Raw genomic sequence first — 19,112 nt, forward strand, 5'->3', positions numbered from 1 at the left:
AAATAGGGCGTATTTAAAATTTAATTTTGCTTTCTTTATATTATTTTAAAATCATCATAAGGTCTCATATTATATGAAATTAAAGGGTGATTAATCTCGAATTAAAGTAAATTATTATTGTGTGCCTGAATAGGTGGCGGGGTTTGTTTTCCTAGTGTGCCTAATAATTCAATTTCAATTGTACGAACCATTGCATCTAAAGGAAGATCATTACTTTGTGTACCAAAAGGTTCTTCAATTTCAGAGCTAAGTGCATCTAAACCTAAGAATGTATAAGCCAAAATACCGACCAATAATGGAGTCGCTAAACCTAAGGTAGACCCTAAGCTAAATGGCAGCATAAAACAGAAAAAATATACAGTACGATTGAGCAGAACTGAATAAGCAAAAGGCAAAGGTGTTGTCGCGATACGATCACAACCTGTTTGTACAAGGCTAAGTTCAGTCACATGATTATTCATTTGCGTATAAATAATATCTGAAATTTCACCTTCTTTGAGTGCTTGCATAAGCTCCCACTGAATTAAACTTAAGGTATATTGTGGCGCATTGACCTGCTGATAAAGTTGAGAAAGTGCTTGTGGGCTCATACCACTTGTTGCAATAAGTTCGGTTGGATTGGCAGTTTGCTGTCTTAAACGATCACGAAGCACATTGGCAAAGACAATAACATGTTGAATAACACGTTCACGTCGCCCTTGACTGAGCATACGACAATCACGATCAAAATGACGTGCATTGGCAATCAGCATCCCCCAAAGTTTACGTGCTTCCCACCAACGGTCATAACATGCTGAGTTTTTAAAGCCTAAGAAAATAGAAAGAACAACCCCAATAAGGGTAAAACCAACCAAAGGTAATTCTGGAAAATTAAAATGTCCGGCATGAGCAAGCCCGCCTACGACCGTAGATAAAAGTACAACAAAACCTAGGGGTGGAAGCACTTTGGGTAAAATGGTTCCACTCCATGAGAAGAGTATTTTAAATACGCTAGGTTGTTCGCGAACAATCATTTATTAGAATCATCTATATTTTTTGCTGATATTCGTATCTTGTGATGAATTTGTCAATCCTTAAACTTTATTTATAAATTGTTTTTTAGGAGAGATTGTTCAGCAAATGAAAGACATCCCTCTGAAGTGATGATGCAGTGATCAATTAATTCAATATCTACAAGCTGACAAGCCTGTTGAATTTTTTCTGTTAATGCAATATCAGCGGTTGATGGTATAGGTAGACCTAGAGGATGGTTATGTGCAATAACAATAAAAGTGGCTTGTTCTATAATGCAGTATCTAAGTAATGTATTAATAGAAATTTCACAGGAATTTAAAGATCCAAAAAATAGCTTTTTAAAATGCAATTTTCTTAAATTTGCATCTAAGCAAAGTACAGCAAAAGTTTCATGCGTTTCTCCAAGTAATTCAAATTTTAAATAATCTAAAAGTAATGTTGAATTGGATAGTTCTAGTTTTTCTTGTTTTAAATGTTCAGAGATATAACGTTTTCCTAATTCTTTAACTGCCATAATTTGGGCATATTTTGTAGGTCCAATACCGTGAAATTTTTTAAAATCTTCATATGGGGCATCAAGTAACGTCATGAGCTGTCCAAAATGTTGAATCAATATACGAGCCAGTTCAACAGCTGAATGTTGTTGTGAGCCTGAACGCAGAAAAATGGCAATCAATTCAGCATCGGATAAGTTAGAAGCACCAAATTGTAGAAGACGTTCACGCGGTCTTTCATTTTCAGGCCAGTTTTTTATAGAAATGATCATGTTTTTTATACTTTTTATTATGATGAAAAGATTAATTCCAAGTACAAGTCTTGGGAAAGATTTTATTTAATGATATTGTGAGCGCCACTGCAACAGAAAGGTAGCCTGTTTGTGAGTTTTGATTTAAGTGTAATTCCTAATAAAAATATTGTGTTGGCTGTAACAGGTGGTATTGCTGCTTATAAAAGTGCAATTCTGGTACGTCGTTTAAAAGATGCAGGATTTAATATTCGTGTTGTTATGACTCAAGGTGCATTGGCATTTATTACGCCTTTAACCTTTCAAGCACTTTCGGGAAATCCAGTACATACTGAATTACTTAATCCTGAAGCTGAAGCAGGAATGGGGCATATTGAATTAGCACGATGGGCCGATCTTTTATTGGTTGCACCTGCAACATGTGACACCTTAGCAAAATTTGCAACAGGGTTAGCAGATGATTTGTTATCTACATTATATTTAGCAACAAAAGCACCTGTTTGGGTGGTGCCTGCTATGAATCAGCAGATGTGGGCGGCAAAAGCAACACAGCGTAATTTGGCGACATTGGTAGATGATGGCGTACATGTCATTATGCCTGATTCAGGTTCACAAGCATGTGGTGATGTTGGTTTAGGTCGTATGCCTGAGCCTGAAGCAATTGCGTATCAAGTCAAAGCATATTTCCATCAAGCACAACGTGCTATTGCTGAAAAATTTGGTTTGCTGGCAGGTAAACGCGTAGCGATTACTGCGGGTCCAACAAGAGAAGCAATTGATCCTGTACGCTATATTTCAAACCATAGTACAGGAAAAATGGGCTTTGCCTTAGCCGCTGCATGTTATGCGGCAGGTGCAAAAGTAACGCTCATAGCAGGTCCTGTGAGTTTAGATACACCAAATGGCGTACGCCGTGTAAATGTACAGTCAGCATTACAAATGCTAGATCAAAGTTTGGCGCAGTTACAAGAAGGATGCGATATTTTTATTGCAACAGCTGCTGTGGCAGATTATCGAGTTGCGGAAGTTGCTGAGCATAAAATTAAAAAATCAGGTGATGAGCTTGCTGTAAATTTGGTGAAAAATCCAGATATTGTGGCAACGATTGCACAGCAAGAAAAACGGCCATTTATGGTGGGGTTTGCTGCTGAAACACGTCAGGTTGAAGAGTATGCGGCAGGCAAATTGGTTGCTAAAAAACTAGATATGATTGCATGTAATGATGTTTCACGTGCAGATATTGGTTTTGCATCAGATCAAAATGCTATGACTGTTTTCTTCGCAGATCAATATCAACTAGATAAACGTGATTTGGAAAAAGCATCAAAACAAGAAATTTCTCAACAACTTGTTGAAGCAATTCATGATGCATTACATTTTAATTCATTGAAAAAAGATGAATTGTAAATTTTCTTGATGATTTTGATTTGAAAAAAATGCAGCTTAGGCTGCATTTTTTCTGATTTGGAAGTGATTTTCTCATCCCCAATAAAAACGGATAATATGGAAGAAGATTGGAGCAGAAAAGCAAATAGAATCAATACGATCTAACATACCACCATGACCTTGAATTAGATTTCCCCAATCTTTTACACCTCGGTCTCGCTTAATTGCAGACATAACAAGTCCACCAAAGAAACCAAAAATGCAGACAATAAAGCCAATTAATGTTGCTTGCCAATAATTAAAAGGAGTGAGCCATGACATTGCTACGCCTAGAGCAACGGCTAAAAAAATTCCACCCAATAGTCCCTCTACTGTTTTTGATGGGGATAGCATTGGAGCAACTTTATGCTTACCAAAAAGTTTTCCACAAACATACTGTAGAACATCAGAAACCTGAACAACCATAATGAGCCAAATAGCGAGCCAAATTTTCTCACCACTAAAGCCTGTTACTTTCAGGTTAAGTAGGGCAGGCACATGTGAAATACAGAAAACACTAATCATTAATCCCCATTGAATTTTGGAGCTGCGCTCTAAAAAATGCGTGGTATCTTCTGCTTTTAAACTGGCAATTGGAATAAGTAAAAAAACATAGAGTGGGATAAAAATTGAATATAGACCGTACCAATTAGAATAGATTAAAAAATATTGATAAGGAATGACAAAATAAAAAGCGATCAGTAGCGGAAAATAGTCTCCACGTCGTGTGGGTAATAAACTAATAAATTCACGTAATGCAAAAAATGAAATAATTGCAAAAAGGACAATAAATGCTGTTGTTCCTAGCGTAATTGCTACCGCTAAGATAATCACCATGACCCACCAAGCATTAATACGGGCAATTAAATTATCAATGACTGGAGCAGGCTTTGTACCTGCCTTGCGTTTTAAAATAAAACCAATACTCGATGCAATCATTAAAATAAGTGTAAAAACACCAAATAGCATATACGTTGCTGAAAATTGAGCCACGATTATTGTACCTCTTGTTCTTTTAATGCAATGAGTTGTTGGCGAGCATATTCTAAAAACTCAGCTTTTTGCATATGCGCATATGTCTGTAAAGGTGAACCAAAAATAACGGTAGATAATAGGGGGAGGGGAATAAAAGCCCCTTTAGGCATGACGCGTTTAAGATTAGAAATCCAAACAGGAACAATTTCAACTTGAGGAAATTGCTGTGCTAAATGATATAAACCGCTTTTAAAATCTAATAATTCCGTATCATCACTTAAATTTCGTGTTCCTTCAGGAAAGAGAATAATTGAATCACCTTGGGTCAGTGCTTCGGCAATTGTGGCGAGAGGATCTATAGTTTTATTGCCTTGTCGTTGAATGACAATCCCAGTAAAAGTATCTTGAATTAAAAAGCGACGAAATCCATCTTTAAGCCAATAATCAGATGCAGCAACAGGACGAGTTTGTAGTCGTAGTGGTTTAGGTAATGATGCCCAAAGTAAAATAAAATCGATATGGCTATTATGATTTGCATAATAAATACGTTGAATTTGTTGTGGCTCACAACCAACCCATAAGCTACGCGCACCCGTTAATAGTTGAGCACTATGTCGAATAAGAAAGGAAATACCACGCGCAATAGGACGACTTTTAACATGATTTATAGATGATTGTGATGTTTTATTCATAATATATAGCGCTATTCATAATAAATATGATTTTGAATTTTTAGGCATAAAAATATTGTTATGTATCAATCTTAGCATACATTAATCAGGTTATTATACTTTATAAATATTGCTTGAATTTTATAGGTTTAATGTGAAATTTTAAAATAAATAATTATAAAAATAATAGAAAAATGGCCAATCTATTTATTTAGATTAGCCATTTTATTTCATTATTGTGTTTGTTGATTTTGAATATATTCTTCAGTACGTTGCATTGCATCTTTAATATTTTTAATTGCATTTTCAACATCTGCAAATGTTTTTGCATTACCACCACTAAGTGCTTGACGCCATTTACGTGCACCAGGAAGGTTTTGGAATAAGCCTAAAATATGACGCGTAATAATAGAAAGAGGAGCACCTTCTTCCATACGTTTTGCAATATATGGCAGCATTTGATCCATAATATCAAAACGATTAGGCGCTTCTAAATTCCATAACTGTCCAAGCTCAGCAAGTAAATATGGATTATGGTAAGCCTCACGACCAATCATGACACCATCAATATGCTTTAAATGTGCTTCAGTTTCAGCAAAGGTTTTAATGCCGCCATTTATTTCAATCAGTAAATTTGGACGATCTTGCTTTAAACGATAAACATCTTCATAACGTAAAGGTGGAACTTCACGATTTTCTTTAGGTGATAAGCCTTGAAGTAATGCAATACGAGCGTGAACAATAAAGTTATTACATCCTGTTTTTGCAATGGTATCTACAAAATGCAGCATTTCTTCATATGACTGCATGTGATCAATACCAATACGATGTTTTACAGTTACAGGAATATCAACTGCATTTTGCATTTCAGCAATACATTCAGCGACTAAATTCGGTTCTGCCATAAGGCAAGCACCAATTTTATTATTTTGTACGCGGTCACTTGGGCAACCAACATTTAAATTGACTTCATCATATCCCCAATCTTGTGCCATTTTGGTACAAGTCGCTAAGTCTTGAGGATTTGAACCACCTAGTTGTAAAACCAGAGGATGTTCTTCTTTATTGAAGTCTAAATGGCGTTTTGCATCGCCAAAAAGAATAGCGCCAGTTGTAACCATTTCAGTATATAAAATGATATTTGGATTAAATAAACGTGCAAAAAAACGGTAATCTTTGGTGGTCCAATCCATCATGGGTGCGACAGAAATGCGTGGCTGAAGTGATTGGATAGACATATATTTAATCCTGAAGAGATTACAACAAGAGCGAGGATTATACGGATTTTATAAAAAAAATCGAGTTGATATCTTGAATGCTATTTGGTGAAGATTGATAAATCAAATATTTAACCATGTTCCATTCATTGATAAAGACCCATAAAATTCTCATTCATAGATTGTCATAAGTAATTTTTTATTAAAATTACTTATAATTTTAGTGTTTTTTGAGAATAGAGTTGATCAATAAAGGCAAAAATAGCAGAAAAGCCGACTAAGCTTAAACCTGCAAGACAACTCATATTCCATCCACCATGATGCCATGCATACACCCCAATGGCTGAGCCTGTTGCACCACCAATAAAATAAGATGTCATATAAATGGAATTAATACGTGATTTGGCATCTACTCGTAAACGAAAAATAATATTTTGATTACTGCTATGAACGATAGCTAAACCTAGATTGATTATCCCAAAGCCAATGATATAACTGATTAATGAATATTGACCGTAATATAAGAAGATCCAGCTTAACCCTAAAATTGTAATTCCAAGCCAAGTGATGAGTTGGGTATAACCACGGTCGGCAAATTTACCGACAGTTTTTGTAGATAAAGCACCGAAAACACCAACCAAGGTCACAATGCCGACAATAAAGTCGGGCAAATTAAATGTTGAACCTAAAAGTACAGCAATGGTTGAAAATAAAATACTCATTGCAGCAAATGAAAAACCACCGATTAATGATCTAAAAACTAAACGCTTTTCTTCTTTGAGCAATACGCCCATAGATTTAAAAATATGACTATAGCTAATTTTATGAATTGGGATATACGGTAGGCGACTGCGTAATGCAATTGCAATAATAAGCATGAGAATCGCGCTTAAAAAATAGATAAGTTTCCAATGAAATAGGTTGGAAAGTACTCCGGCTAAACTGGTTGATAGTAAAATACCAACAAGTAAGCCACTCATTAATAAGCCTACAACTTCACCCAATTTATTAGGTGAAACACTCATTGTTGCAAAAGGAATGAGTACTTGTGCTGCGACAGAAAAAAGTCCTGCCATGATTGTTCCAACCCATAGCATGGGTAAATTAATAGAAAATGCACATATAAAAAGCCCTATAGATGCAAGAACCATCAACAATGGAATAAATTTTGTTTTATTTACAATATCACCAATAGGAACAATAAAAAGTAGTCCTAACGCATATGAAACTTGAGCAAAAGTAACAGTTAAAGCAACTTGAGATTCTGGAATCAAAAAAGATTCATGAATAGAGTTAATTAAAGGTTGGCTATAATAGTTGGCACCTGCGCATAAACCGCAGGCAATTGCCATAAGCCAAAGTAAGGGTTTATTTTCACTGATATCATTTTTAATTTGCATAATCTATCCTTAATCTTAGCAATAAGCAGTGACTTCAATTTGAATAATCTTATGAAATAGCTATTCAGTGTGCTATAGAAATTAAATATATGGGAAATATTGAGTATTATTTCACACTTTTATTAAATTAATGATGAAGAATTGTATTAAAAAATCTCTTTTCAATTTATCTATTTAGGTCGGTGTATCAAAATATATTAAGTCAGCTTTTTCTTCGCAAGTGTAATCATTAATACACCAATAATATTTAAAGCACAGCCAAACCATTGAATTAAGTTTAAGCTTTCTCCTAAAAATATTGTCGCTAAGATTAGGGTTAAAACAGGACCAACTGATGCAATCATAGCTGACTGAGCTGCACCAATTCGAGCAATACTTTGAGCCATAAGAACCGTAGGTAATACGGTCACTAAAAAACCGAGTGCAATACCATACCAAATAATATTTGTCGGAAGTTCTGTTAATAATTGAATTGGATGGGGTGTTTCAATCAGGTAATGTAAAATTGTCCCGATACAGGCGATACTTAAAGCAAGACCTGTAAAATTCCAACTACCAAATTTTTGAATTAATTTAGGTGTCAATAATAAATAACAAGCAAAACATACAGCACTAGCAAATACGAGACTACTACCTAACCAAAAATTACTTTCATGAGGTACATTGCTTTGTTCTTGTAGCATGACTAATACAGTGCCACCATAACTTAAGACGATCGCAAATATACTTTTAAAATTAAGCTTTTGTTTAAAAATAAAGCTAGATGCAATAACAGTTAATGTTGGATATAAAAATAAAATAATGCGCTCTAATGAGGCACTAATATACATAAGGCCTACAAAATCAAGCCAACTTGAAAAATAATAGCCAAGTAAACCAGCCAAAAGTAATAAGGTCCAATCCTTGATTGAAATGTTTTTATTCCGATGTCGATTGAGCCAACAAAGCACAAGAAAAAAGGGTAAGGCACTACTCATTCGAAGCATCATTAATAGTGTGCCATCGACTAAAGCAGATTCAGCATATGCTTGTTTTATGAGAATAGATTTTGTGCTAAATAAAAAAGCGGCAAGTATTGCAAATATAGAACCTATTTGAGTTTTAGTGAGTGCTAAGGTCATATGAGCAATTACGTTTGAAGTTGGTTTTAGGTAAATTTTTAGATAATTTGAATGAAAAATAAAGCATCCATCTAACCTATTTTTATAGCAACACATAAAAATAAAGAGAGAAAAGGGTTAGATGAAAGTGCATATAGTATAAATATAAAAAGGTATTAAATAATATTTAAATAAATGAATAAATAATTGAACTAATTGGAATATAAGAACTCAAATCAATATGCACATGTATGGTGCATTATTATGAATACATCACGCACCAAAATGATGAATAAAATAATTTTAAAAAAATTAATCCGCATTTAAGACGATTTGCTAATAACTAAAAATTTCAAAATGAGCTTAATAAAAGCCTTTATTAATAAAAAGCTTATATTCTTATTTATATAGATGATGAAATATTTGATTGATATTGTATTTAATTCTTGCGTATTTTTGTCAATAAGGTCAATTGGAGTTATTGGGATGTAGTGCTACGGTGAAATATTAGATAGATCAAGTCTTATAATAAAAATGAACTTTGGAAAGGTTGATTGAAATAGCGTCAATTAGGTCAATCAGGAAATTGGAAAATTAGATTAGTATAAAAAACAGAAGTTGACTAAAAAGAATACTAATTATAAATAAAATTTATATAAAATCTAATTAAGTATTTTTATATCTTATTATTATTTTTATGAATGGTCAGTCTAATAAGTAGGTATTTATTAAATAAATAGTAGGTAGTAATTAGAAAAATTTTCATTAGAATCCAAAAATAATAGAAATTTAGATCTAAAGGTAATGCTGCATTTTGCAGTGTTAATCAAAAAAACATGGCTTGAGGGATGCTCATGCGAATAGGAATTCCAGCAGAAACTGTGACCGGTGAAAATCGAGTGGCGGCTACGCCAGAAACAGTAAAAAAGTTAATTAGTGCAGGACATGATGTGGTGGTTGAGCATCATGCGGGCATTAATGCTGCATATATTGATAGTGCATATGAACAAGTCGGCGCAAAAATTGTTGATGATGCTTATATTGGTAGTCAATTAATTTTAAAAGTCCGTGCACCGCAGGGTAGTGAAATTCAAAAAATCACAGCCAACACGACTGTTGTTGCAATGTTTGATCCTTATCGCAATACAGAGTTGGAGAGTTTTGCAAAGCAAAACATTACCTCATTTGCATTAGAGCTTTTACCTCGAACATTATCTCGTGCACAAAATATGGATGTTCTATCATCTCAAGCCAATTTAGCAGGTTATAAATCTGTGTTATTAGCCGCAAATGAATATCAGCGTATGTTCCCTATGTTAATGACAGCTGCTGGAACGGTTAAACCAGCACGTGTTGTGGTTATGGGGGTTGGTGTTGCAGGTTTACAAGCAATAGCAACAGCCAAACGTTTAGGTGCTGTGGTTGAAGCAACAGATTTACGTCCAACTGCAAAAGATCAAGTTGAGTCTTTGGGTGGCAAATGGCTTGATATTCCAATGTCTGAAGAAGAAAAACAACGTGCTGCCGATGCTGCTAAAAATGGCTATGGATGGATGCCAGGCGAACAATATATAAAAGATCAGACAGCAATTGTTGATAAAGCTGTTTCAAATGCAGATATTGTGATTACAACTGCACTTCTACCTGGTCGTGATGCACCGCGTTTAATTCAAGCAGAAACAATTGCAAAAATGAAACCTGGTTCAGTCATTTTAGATATGGCTGTTGAAACAGGTGGAAATGTTGCATGTTCAAAATGTGGTGAAACTGTCGTTACGGATAATGGCGTAAAAATTCTAGGTATTCCAAATATTCCATCTACTGTTGCAACAGAAGCGTCTGCTTTATATGCCCGAAATGTTTTTAATTTTGTCGAAACTTTATTTGATTCGGAAAAGAACATTTTAATTAATCAGGATGATGATATTCAAAAAGCATTACTGCTCACTTATGGCGGTCAAGTACTGCTTAAACGTGGTTAAGGAGAACGGACATGGTTGAAACAATCACAATTTTTGTCTTAGCAATTTTTGTAGGTTATTACGTTGTTTGGGGTGTAACACCTGCATTGCATACGCCATTGATGGCAGTTACGAATGCTTTATCTTCAATTATTATTGTGGGTGCAATGATTCAAACCGTAGGAATTCCAGGTGTTATTGATGCGAGTGTGCAATTCCAAAGCATTAACATTGTTAGCGTATTGGGTGCTATAGCTGTATTTCTTGCAAGTATTAATATTTTTGGTGGTTTTGCTGTAACGGCTCGAATGCTTGAAATGTTTAAACCAAAGCAAAAGAAAAAAGAGGGTTAAACAATGGATTTCATTCGTGAATATGCAAACTGGTTCTATTTAATTGGCGCTATTCTTTTTATTTTAACTTTACGTGGTTTATCTGGACCAAAAACAGCAATTGCAGGGAATCGTTATGGCATGATTGCTATGACGATTGCTGTTATTACGACATTTTTTGTAGCAGATCATCCTGTGGTTTGGATGATTGTTGGTGCAATGGTGTTAGGTGCAATTGTGGGGATTGCTCGTGCACGTACAGTTCCAATGACGCAGATGCCTGAAACTGTTGCATTAATGCATTCTTTAGTCGGCTTAGCTGCTGTGCTTATTGCCATTGCTGCAATTTTACATAACAACCAATTAAGCGCTTTATTTGTACAGAATGAATCAGCATTAACAGCAGCTGGTGTTTCTCATGTGCATATGAGTAAAGTGCATTTATTTGAACTCTTTGTGGGGTGTTTTGTAGGGGCAATTACCTTTACAGCATCTGTTTTTGCTTATGGGAAATTGGCTGCAAAAAAATGGGCAAAAACCATTTCAGGTGCTTGGGTAAAACCTGTACAAGCAGTTATTTTTATTGCCATGCTTGGCTTTGGTATAAGTTTCTTCCTAACAGGTGATATGACATCATTTTGGTTGATGACAGTCCTTGCTCTTGCTTTTGGTTGGGTTTGGATTGCACCAGTCGGCGGGGGGATATGCCTGTTGTGGTATCACTTTTGAACTCATTCTCAGGTTGGGCTGCTGCGGGTATTGGTTTTACACTTGAAAATAATATGCTCATTGTTGCAGGTTCATTGGTTGGATCTTCAGGAGCAATTCTGTCTTACATTATGTGTAAAGCAATGAACCGTTCAATCATCAATGTCTTATTTGGTGGTGCAATGGGTGGGGCTGTTGCTGCAACGGCTAATACAGGTGAACAAGTTCAGCGTAACTATCGTTCAGGTTCGGCAGATGATGCAGGATTCCTTATGTCAAATGCAGATAGTGTGGTGATTGTACCTGGTTATGGTATGGCACAAGGTCGTGCGCAAAACGCAGTAAAAGAATTGGCAAATTTATTAAAAGAACAAGGTGTTACTGTTCGTTTTGCGATTCACCCTGTAGCAGGTCGTATGCCAGGACATATGAACGTTTTACTTGCTGAAGCGGATGTACCATACGAAGATATTTTGGAGATGGATGAAATTAACTCTGATTTCCCAGCTACAGATGTTGTATTGGTTATTGGTGCAAATGATGTGGTTAACCCAGCAGCAAAAGATGATCCGAGTTCGCCAATTTATGGAATGCCAATTTTAGAAGCACATAAAGCGCGTACGATTATGGTGATTAAGCGTTCTATGGCAACTGGTTATGCAGGTTTAGATAATGACTTGTTCTATAACGATAAAACCATGATGGTATTTGGTGATGCGAAGAAAGTCGTGGAAGATATGACAAAAGCCATTAATGGTACAGGTCACTAAATTTTCATTTATAAAAAAACCGCCACTTTGGCGGTTTTTTTTATGAGATCATTATTTTTAATAACGATAGTAAAAAATAGGATTATTAAGTAATGAATTCTTGGCTAATAGTCATTTTTATCTGTTTGTTTTCAAATAGTTTATATGCTCAAATCTTTGAAATTCAGCAAGGTTCTGATTTGTATACAGCAATCATTGAGGTTGAATGTGAGGAAGATACTTGTTCAGGGCTTGGGAAAGTTAAGTTATATAGCAAAGAAAATAAAAAATTAATTCAAAATTTTGAGTCAGAAGATCTTTATTTTTATCTCAATGAAAATCAGCAACCATCAGTCAATGTGATACAGCTATATAATGAGCAAAGTCCTTTAATTTTTGATGATTTTAATTTTGATGGAAGTATAGATTTAGCTATACGAAATGGAAATATGGGATCATATGGTGGACCGACATATGATGTTTATGTGTATCATAAAAATAAGAAAAATTTTGTATTGAGTGAAGAGTTATCTGATTTAACTTATTTAAATTTAGGTATGTTTTATACAAATCATGAGCAAAAAAGAATAATTACATTCAATAAAAGTGGTTGTTGCTTTCATGTTACAGAAGAATATCAAGTTGTTCCTAAAAAAGGATTAGTTCTAGTTAAAGAGTTTATTGAAGACGCAACTCACGCTGTTGGTGGAGATAGAGTAGAGGTCACAGAACGTAATTTAATTAATGGGAAATGGAACGAAACCATTAATTATTATCCAATTGATGAATATTATGAAAATTAAGATTAGATTACGAATATCATAGATATAAAAAAGCGACCTAATAAGGCCGCTTTTTTAGAATAAAGAAAATTATGCTACAGACTCAGGAGTTGTACGCCATAAGCTTTCTAAATCATAGAATTTACGTGCTGTTGGAAGCATAACGTGTACAACAACATAACCTAAATCGATAAGGATCCATTCAGCATCACGTTCACCTTCAACACCAATTGGGCGAAAGCCTGCTTTACGTGCTTCTTCGGCAACATTGTTAGCAAGAGACTTAATATGACGAGTTGATGTACCACTAGCGATCACAATTGCATCAGCAACGTTGCTAATTTTGCTTACATCAAGTTCAACAATTTCTTTAGCTTTTACATCTAAAAGAGCTTCATGTACAACTTTAAGACAATCTTGTACAGCAGTGTTTTGTGAGTTCATTGCGAGATCGTGAGAATTAGAAGCGCTGGGCGATGGTTCTAAATTCATAAAAGGTTTAAATTCCGGACTATTTTCATGTTCTAATATAGCTTATTTATCGCTAAATTTCAATCGAGCAAATAAAAAGCAATTTAATAATTATGGAAAATATTTACTTTTCCATACAAAAGAATTTTCTGAATGTTCTGATGGTTTATATTCGGCTGCGATAAAGCCAGTATATGAACTTTGTTTTAACCATGAGAAGATCTCTGCGAAAGGGATGGAGCCAGTATCAGGTTCATGACGACCAATACAATCTGCAAATTGAATATGTCCAATTTGGTGTATATTTTTGTGTAGAGCTTGTAGAATATTTTCATCCATCATTTGCATATGATAACAATCGAATTGCATTTTTAAAGCAGGGTGTTGTACGGCATTTAATACTTGATGTGCTTGCTCAATTGTTTGGATGAGAAAATTGGGCATATCTTTGCCATTAATCATTTCAAATACAGGCTGAATATCATGCTCGCTCAACATTACACTGGCTAATCTTAAATTTTTAACTAAGGTTTCAAAACAAGTTGAATATTCAAGATGTGTTGGCTGTTTACCTGCCAAAATATTAACACTAGGAACTTGCAGCGCTTTAGCATAATCAATCGCTTGTTCGAGTGCTAGACGAAATTCGGTTGCTTTTTCTAGAATACTTGCAAGACCACATCCTCCTTGCATTAAGTCTCCAGTAGGAACATTAATTAAACATAAGCTAAGTTCATTTTCATCTAATTGTTTTTGTATATCTGAAATGGAAAGCACATAAGGAAATTGAATTTCTACATGTCGAAAGCCATGTTTTTTTGCTAAAGCAAAACGCTCAATGAGCGGGACTTCAGTAAAAATCATTGAAATATTCACGGCTAAGTGGTTCATATCACGTCCTTATGAATTAGTTTTGATGCTGAATTTGAAGAATAACGCTTGCCAAATCTGCTTCAGCATAGCCCTGATTTTGATGTGCTTGTAGCTGTGATAATGCATGTTGAGCTACAGGAATATCAAGTTGGAACTGCTTGGCAAGTTTTATCGCATTATTTAAATCTTTAGATAAAGTTTGTACTTTCCATTGCACAGGTTCAAATGTATGAGTTGCCATACGCGGAGCTAATATTTGGAAAGGTTTTGAGTCAGCAAATCCACCAGCAAGTGCAGAAGCAAGTAGTGTTGTATCAACGCCCGCTTGGCTGGCTAGTGCAACAGCTTCAGCAATCAGTGTGCTATTCGCTGCAACAATGAGCTGATTACAAATTTTTGTTGCTTGTCCAGTTCCTGTGTTTCCCATACGCGTAACACGTTGCGAAAGTACTTGATAGAGATGAGTTAAGTTTTGAATTGTATGTTCATCACCACCTGCAAAAATGACCAATGAGCCTTGTTCTGCACCCGCTGTACCACCAGAAACAGGAGAGTCAATCCAAGTTACTTGTTTATTTTTTGCTTTATCCGCAAGTTCTAAAGTTTTATCCACAGATAGACTTGAAAAATCGACAATGATTTGATTTGGAAGAAGCCAATCTTGTATCTGTTCATAAACTTGTTCTACAGCCTGATCATCCGCCAAACACATTAGAATAATAGGATAGTTCTGAATTTTATTAAGTTTTAATGCATGTGCACCTTGTTCAATTAATGGCATACATGCAGATGAGGTTCTATTCCAAACACCAACATGAAAACCTGCATCGAGTAATCTGTGACTCATGCGTTTCCCCATAAGTCCCATACCTAAGAATGCAATTTTTGTTTGTTGACTAATGTTCATTTGAAATCCTTTTCTATCTTTGTTTTTAGAAGTTAATCATTTAAATTGGCGCGGTAAAAATTGGGTATCTGGATGCTTATCTTTTTTACGTGCTAATTGACTATTTTTGCCTAAGAGAAGTTTTAGCTGCCAAATTTTTTCTAAACGTAAAGATTTTTGTGGATGATGTTCCATCGCATTTAAAACCTGTTTAGCTGCGGCTAAGGCATCAGGAGATCTTTGAAGCATTTCTTCAGAAATTTGTTGGGCATGTTTTAATGGATGATCACTCAAATGAGTGATTAGACCAATGTTTTTGGCATATTCACCATCAAAAATACGCGCAGTTAAGGTCAATTCTTTTGCTAGATCTAGTCCGATTAGGCCTTTAAGTGATTTGCTTAAGCCCATGTCTGGTACGAGACCCCAACGACTTTCCATAATTGATATTTGGGTATTTGCGTGAGCGATACGAATATCTGCAGCTAAAGCGAGTTGCATGCCAGCACCGAAACAATAGCCTTCAATTGCTGCAATGACAGGAATGGGCAATTCTTGCCAAACTAAGAATGCTTTTTGAAATAGGCTTTGACCCGGTTTAAGAAGTTCCCATGCTGCAAATGCTTTATTTTTAGGATTATTCAAATCACTGAGATCAATACCCGCACTAAAAACTTGAGCTTCACCTGTCAAAATAATGCAACGGACATGGCGATTTTTTTTTAATTGATGTGCTGTTTTGACTAGTTCTTTGAGTAAAGCAAAACTCATAGCATTACGTTTTTCAGGACGATTAAGTGAAACAGTGGCAATACCATTTTGAATATCTGTACGTATTAAAGTCATTAACTTTGCTCTTATTTTTCCTAGATTGAGCATATCACGGACGTCACTTATATAAATGACACCATAGTCATAGAAAATCATCATGCTCTATTTTAAAATTAGCTATAGACTTGAATGATGATCTAAAATATGTTGAGCTACATTTTCGACTTGTTTAATGACCATTTTTAATTCATCTAAGCGAATTAAGACATCTTGAATAAATGCATCATCCGCACGCTTTTGCTCTTTTCGTAAGGTCGAAACAAAGCGTTCAAAATTTCCAGTTGTATCTTGTAATAATGGGGTACCGACATAACGTGTAGCACCATGTAGGCGATGTAATACATGTTCAAGTTGAGGGAAATCTTCAAGTTCAATGAGTTGTTCCATTTCTTCTAAGTCGGATGGGAAGCTATCAATGAGCATTTTTAAAAGATCTAATGCCAAATCTTCTTTATTTGCTGCGAGTTGTAAGCATTGCTGCCAATTTAAAATTTGAGGGTCAAGTGCCTCAATTACAGGCGATTTATCTACATATTGATTAGCTGAAAAATCATTATTAGTCCAATGTGTTAAAATTTGAATGATTTGTTCAAGCTGAATCGGTTTGGTAACATAGTCATCCATACCTACTTTGAGTAGCTTATGTTTTTCATCGGTTAAAGCATTTGCTGTGAGTGCAATGATTGGAATCGGTTGATGATTTTCCAAAGTTGACTCTAATGAACGAATTGCTCGTGTAGTATCTACCCCTGACATTACAGGCATTTGAATATCCATAAAGATTAAGTCAAATGGCTTTTGTTGTTCATTTATCCGTGCTTGAAGAATATCTAAAGCTTCTTTACCACTAAGTGCTTTGGTCGTGGTGACATTTAATTCGCCTAATAATGCCTCAAGTACAATTAAATTAGGCAAATGGTCATCAACTGCCAAAATATGTAAGCCTTTACCATCAAACTCTTCGATTTCAGCTTCTTCAAACGTATTTTCATTGTTTAATAATTCTACCAAAGCCTTACGACTCAATGGCTGGTATAGAGCACGCGCCTTATATTCTTGCAACATATCTGGTTCTAATGACATTTGATAGCCATAAATTGCAATTTTACCTGTATATCGCGTGCGGATTTCTTTAAGTAATGCTTTTGTATCACCACTATGATCGACTATAAGCCAAGTATCTTCATCTTCAGGTAGTTGATGTAATCGGCTAAAAATATCTAAAACTGATCCTGCTTCATTGTGATGAACATGATAATTTTCTAAATACTGACGTAAAATACTTGCAGTTGCAGGATGTGCAAGATATGACAAGACATGAATTTGATTAAATTTAGGGTGAATCACCACTTCATCTTCATCAACATCAAAACGTGCTGTAAACCAAAAGGTTGAGCCTTTATCGGTTGGTGCTCTTTCCTGATTATCTTCAAATCCAATTTGTCCATGCATGAGGTGAACGAGTTGTTTTGAAATTGCTAATCCTAAGCCTGTTCCACCAAATTGACGAGTAACTGAAGCATCACCTTGTGAAAAGGATTCGAAGAGCTTTTTACGATCTGTGCCACTTAAGCCAATTCCACTATCTTGTACACTAAAGTGAATTAAGCACTGACCAATATCATCATGTTCAATACGGGCACGAACAATAATTTCACCATCTGGCGTAAATTTAATAGCATTTGAAATAAGGTTGGTTAGAATTTGTTTAAAACGAAGTGCATCGCCAATGACGAAAATAGGTAAATCATCAGCATAATAAAATGCCATATCGATATTTTTTTGTGCTGCAAGAGGGGATAGCATATCCATGACATCATAAATTGCTTCTTCTAAATTAAAACGTGCTGTTTCGAGTTCTAATTTTCCTGCATCAATTTTTGAGAAATCTAATACGTCATTAATTAAGGCAAGTAAATGTGCTGAAGATTTACGAATAGTTTGTAAATAAAGTTTTTGTTCATTGCTTAAGGTATCTTGGCGCAGAAGCAAGTGAATAAAGCCATCAATACTATTTAATGGTGTACGTAATTCATGACTGATATTTGCTAAAAATACAGATTTAGATTGATTAGCCGAAATTGCTTGGTCTCGTGCTTGACGATAAGTAATATTTTGGACTTCTAAGGTATCTAAGGTACGACGTAGATCATCCTCAGTTTGTTCAGTATGTTCTTTAAGTTCTAAGAAGCTGAAATGTAAGCGTTTTACCACATTGGCAATATCACGCTGCAATAGGCGAAGTTCACCTGTACTGTTAATGACCATGTGTTGGTCAAGAGTATCTGCATTAAGACGCTGTAATTGCATACGTATTTCATACATAGGTGCAATCCAGCGTCTAGAATAAAAGTTTAGACAAAGTAAGAGTAAAAGTAAGGTTAGTAATCCTGTTGCAATTAGTACGATTAACACCCTATAGCGTGCCAATTGTAATGGCTGATTATCTAATTCAATAAGTAACCAAGAACGCTGATGGTTTTCATTTTGAATAGGAATACCATAAACATTGCTAGCTTTAGATTTGATAGGTCCAAAAAAACTATTGCTATTTTTCGGGATAGTTGGCCATGGTGCCTGTGCATCAAAACCAATACTAATCAGGCTAATATCATTTTCATCAATTAAGGCGGTGCGTAATAGATCCTTTTCTTTCATCATATTTTGCATAAAGTTTGTTGGTGCTTGATGAAAAGTCCAAGGCATTGAATTAATTTGTGTTAAGGCAATTTCTGCAGGAATTTCATTTCTTGTTAGAATTGCAATTGCCATTTGTTTTTGTTGAGATTTTGCAGCATTTGATGTTTCAGTTAAAACTAAAGCTGCACCGACACAAGCTAAAATGGTAATAGGTACAAAAATGAGCGCAATAAGTTGCCCATAAGCATGATTTAAATCCAGTCTTTTAAATAACTTTTTATTGATATTTGACATAAGTTAAGCAAGCTATCCCTTCTAAAAAGGAGTGTAGC

General features: G+C 35.1%; 16 protein-coding genes and 1 pseudogene. 5 read left to right on the forward strand and 12 right to left on the reverse strand.

Features of this window, described 5'->3' with window-relative positions:
• Window positions 1–101: 101 nt before the first annotated feature.
• Both AOY20_RS06195 and radC read right to left on the reverse strand, forming a co-directional pair.
• Window positions 102–1,013, reverse strand: a complete 912-nt coding sequence (locus AOY20_RS06195) for a bestrophin family protein (RefSeq protein WP_054581052.1) — start codon at window positions 1,011–1,013, stop codon at window positions 102–104.
• Window positions 1,014–1,084: 71 nt separating this feature from the next.
• Window positions 1,085–1,780: a RadC family protein gene (gene radC, locus AOY20_RS06200; RefSeq protein ID WP_054581053.1), complete on the reverse strand. Its 696-nt coding sequence runs from the start codon at window positions 1,778–1,780 to the stop codon at window positions 1,085–1,087.
• Window positions 1,781–1,891: 111 nt separating this feature from the next.
• On the opposite strand from radC, the gene coaBC reads away from it, so the two are divergent.
• Window positions 1,892–3,166 (forward strand): bifunctional phosphopantothenoylcysteine decarboxylase/phosphopantothenate--cysteine ligase CoaBC, encoded by a 1,275-nt coding sequence (coaBC, locus tag AOY20_RS06205; RefSeq protein WP_054581054.1) that lies wholly within the window; start codon window positions 1,892–1,894, stop codon window positions 3,164–3,166.
• A 72-nt stretch (window positions 3,167–3,238) separates the two neighbouring features.
• On the opposite strand, the gene AOY20_RS06210 is transcribed toward coaBC, so the two are convergent.
• The 5 genes from AOY20_RS06210 to AOY20_RS06230 form a co-directional block, all read right to left on the reverse strand.
• The gene (locus tag AOY20_RS06210) at window positions 3,239–4,153 is read right to left on the reverse strand and encodes a phosphatidate cytidylyltransferase (RefSeq protein WP_054582551.1); all 915 of its coding nucleotides are present in this window, start codon (window positions 4,151–4,153) and stop codon (window positions 3,239–3,241) included.
• A 26-nt stretch (window positions 4,154–4,179) separates the two neighbouring features.
• Window positions 4,180–4,851, reverse strand: coding sequence for a lysophospholipid acyltransferase family protein (locus AOY20_RS06215; RefSeq protein ID WP_054581055.1), 672 nt, complete (start codon window positions 4,849–4,851; stop codon window positions 4,180–4,182).
• Window positions 4,852–5,063: 212 nt separating this feature from the next.
• Window positions 5,064–6,068: a tRNA dihydrouridine(20/20a) synthase DusA gene (gene dusA, locus AOY20_RS06220; RefSeq protein WP_054581056.1), complete on the reverse strand. Its 1,005-nt coding sequence runs from the start codon at window positions 6,066–6,068 to the stop codon at window positions 5,064–5,066.
• 191 nt (window positions 6,069–6,259) lie between these two features.
• The gene (locus AOY20_RS06225) at window positions 6,260–7,447 is read right to left on the reverse strand and encodes an MFS transporter (RefSeq protein ID WP_054581057.1); all 1,188 of its coding nucleotides are present in this window, start codon (window positions 7,445–7,447) and stop codon (window positions 6,260–6,262) included.
• A 197-nt stretch (window positions 7,448–7,644) separates the two neighbouring features.
• On the reverse strand, window positions 7,645–8,568 hold the full coding sequence (locus AOY20_RS06230; RefSeq protein WP_054581058.1) for a DMT family transporter: 924 nt from the start codon (window positions 8,566–8,568) through the stop codon (window positions 7,645–7,647).
• A gap of 833 nt (window positions 8,569–9,401) precedes the next feature.
• Between AOY20_RS06230 and AOY20_RS06235 the strand changes: the two genes are divergently transcribed.
• From AOY20_RS06235 to AOY20_RS06250, 4 genes and pseudogenes are all read left to right on the forward strand, one after another.
• On the forward strand, window positions 9,402–10,529 hold the full coding sequence (locus AOY20_RS06235; RefSeq protein ID WP_054581059.1) for a Re/Si-specific NAD(P)(+) transhydrogenase subunit alpha: 1,128 nt from the start codon (window positions 9,402–9,404) through the stop codon (window positions 10,527–10,529).
• 11 nt (window positions 10,530–10,540) lie between these two features.
• Window positions 10,541–10,861, forward strand: a complete 321-nt coding sequence (locus tag AOY20_RS06240; protein ID WP_054581060.1) for a proton-translocating transhydrogenase family protein — start codon at window positions 10,541–10,543, stop codon at window positions 10,859–10,861.
• A 3-nt stretch (window positions 10,862–10,864) separates the two neighbouring features.
• Window positions 10,865–12,318, forward strand: a pseudogene (locus tag AOY20_RS06245) (NAD(P)(+) transhydrogenase (Re/Si-specific) subunit beta).
• 92 nt (window positions 12,319–12,410) lie between these two features.
• Window positions 12,411–13,100, forward strand: a complete 690-nt coding sequence (locus tag AOY20_RS06250; RefSeq protein ID WP_054581061.1) for an XAC2610-related protein — start codon at window positions 12,411–12,413, stop codon at window positions 13,098–13,100.
• A gap of 69 nt (window positions 13,101–13,169) precedes the next feature.
• Here AOY20_RS06250 and rsfS read toward each other — a convergent pair whose 3' ends face one another.
• The 5 genes from rsfS to AOY20_RS06275 all read right to left on the reverse strand — a co-directional run bounded on the left by rsfS (window position 13,170) and on the right by AOY20_RS06275 (window position 19,074).
• Window positions 13,170–13,571 carry a ribosome silencing factor gene (gene rsfS, locus AOY20_RS06255; RefSeq protein WP_054581062.1) on the reverse strand — a complete coding sequence of 134 codons (402 nt, stop codon included), beginning with the start codon at window positions 13,569–13,571 and terminating at the stop codon, window positions 13,170–13,172.
• Window positions 13,572–13,661: 90 nt separating this feature from the next.
• Window positions 13,662–14,441, reverse strand: a complete 780-nt coding sequence (locus tag AOY20_RS06260; RefSeq protein ID WP_054581063.1) for a hydroxypyruvate isomerase family protein — start codon at window positions 14,439–14,441, stop codon at window positions 13,662–13,664.
• Window positions 14,442–14,457: 16 nt separating this feature from the next.
• Window positions 14,458–15,330, reverse strand: coding sequence for an NAD(P)-dependent oxidoreductase (locus AOY20_RS06265; protein ID WP_054581064.1), 873 nt, complete (start codon window positions 15,328–15,330; stop codon window positions 14,458–14,460).
• 36 nt (window positions 15,331–15,366) lie between these two features.
• Window positions 15,367–16,155: a crotonase/enoyl-CoA hydratase family protein gene (locus tag AOY20_RS06270; RefSeq protein WP_054581065.1), complete on the reverse strand. Its 789-nt coding sequence runs from the start codon at window positions 16,153–16,155 to the stop codon at window positions 15,367–15,369.
• Window positions 16,156–16,257: 102 nt separating this feature from the next.
• Window positions 16,258–19,074: a GacS-like sensor histidine kinase gene (locus AOY20_RS06275; protein WP_054581066.1), complete on the reverse strand. Its 2,817-nt coding sequence runs from the start codon at window positions 19,072–19,074 to the stop codon at window positions 16,258–16,260.
• Between the last annotated feature and the right edge of the window lie 38 nt (window positions 19,075–19,112).

The organism is Acinetobacter equi (assembly GCF_001307195.1).
Taxonomy (GTDB): Bacteria; Pseudomonadota; Gammaproteobacteria; order Pseudomonadales; family Moraxellaceae; genus Acinetobacter; species Acinetobacter equi.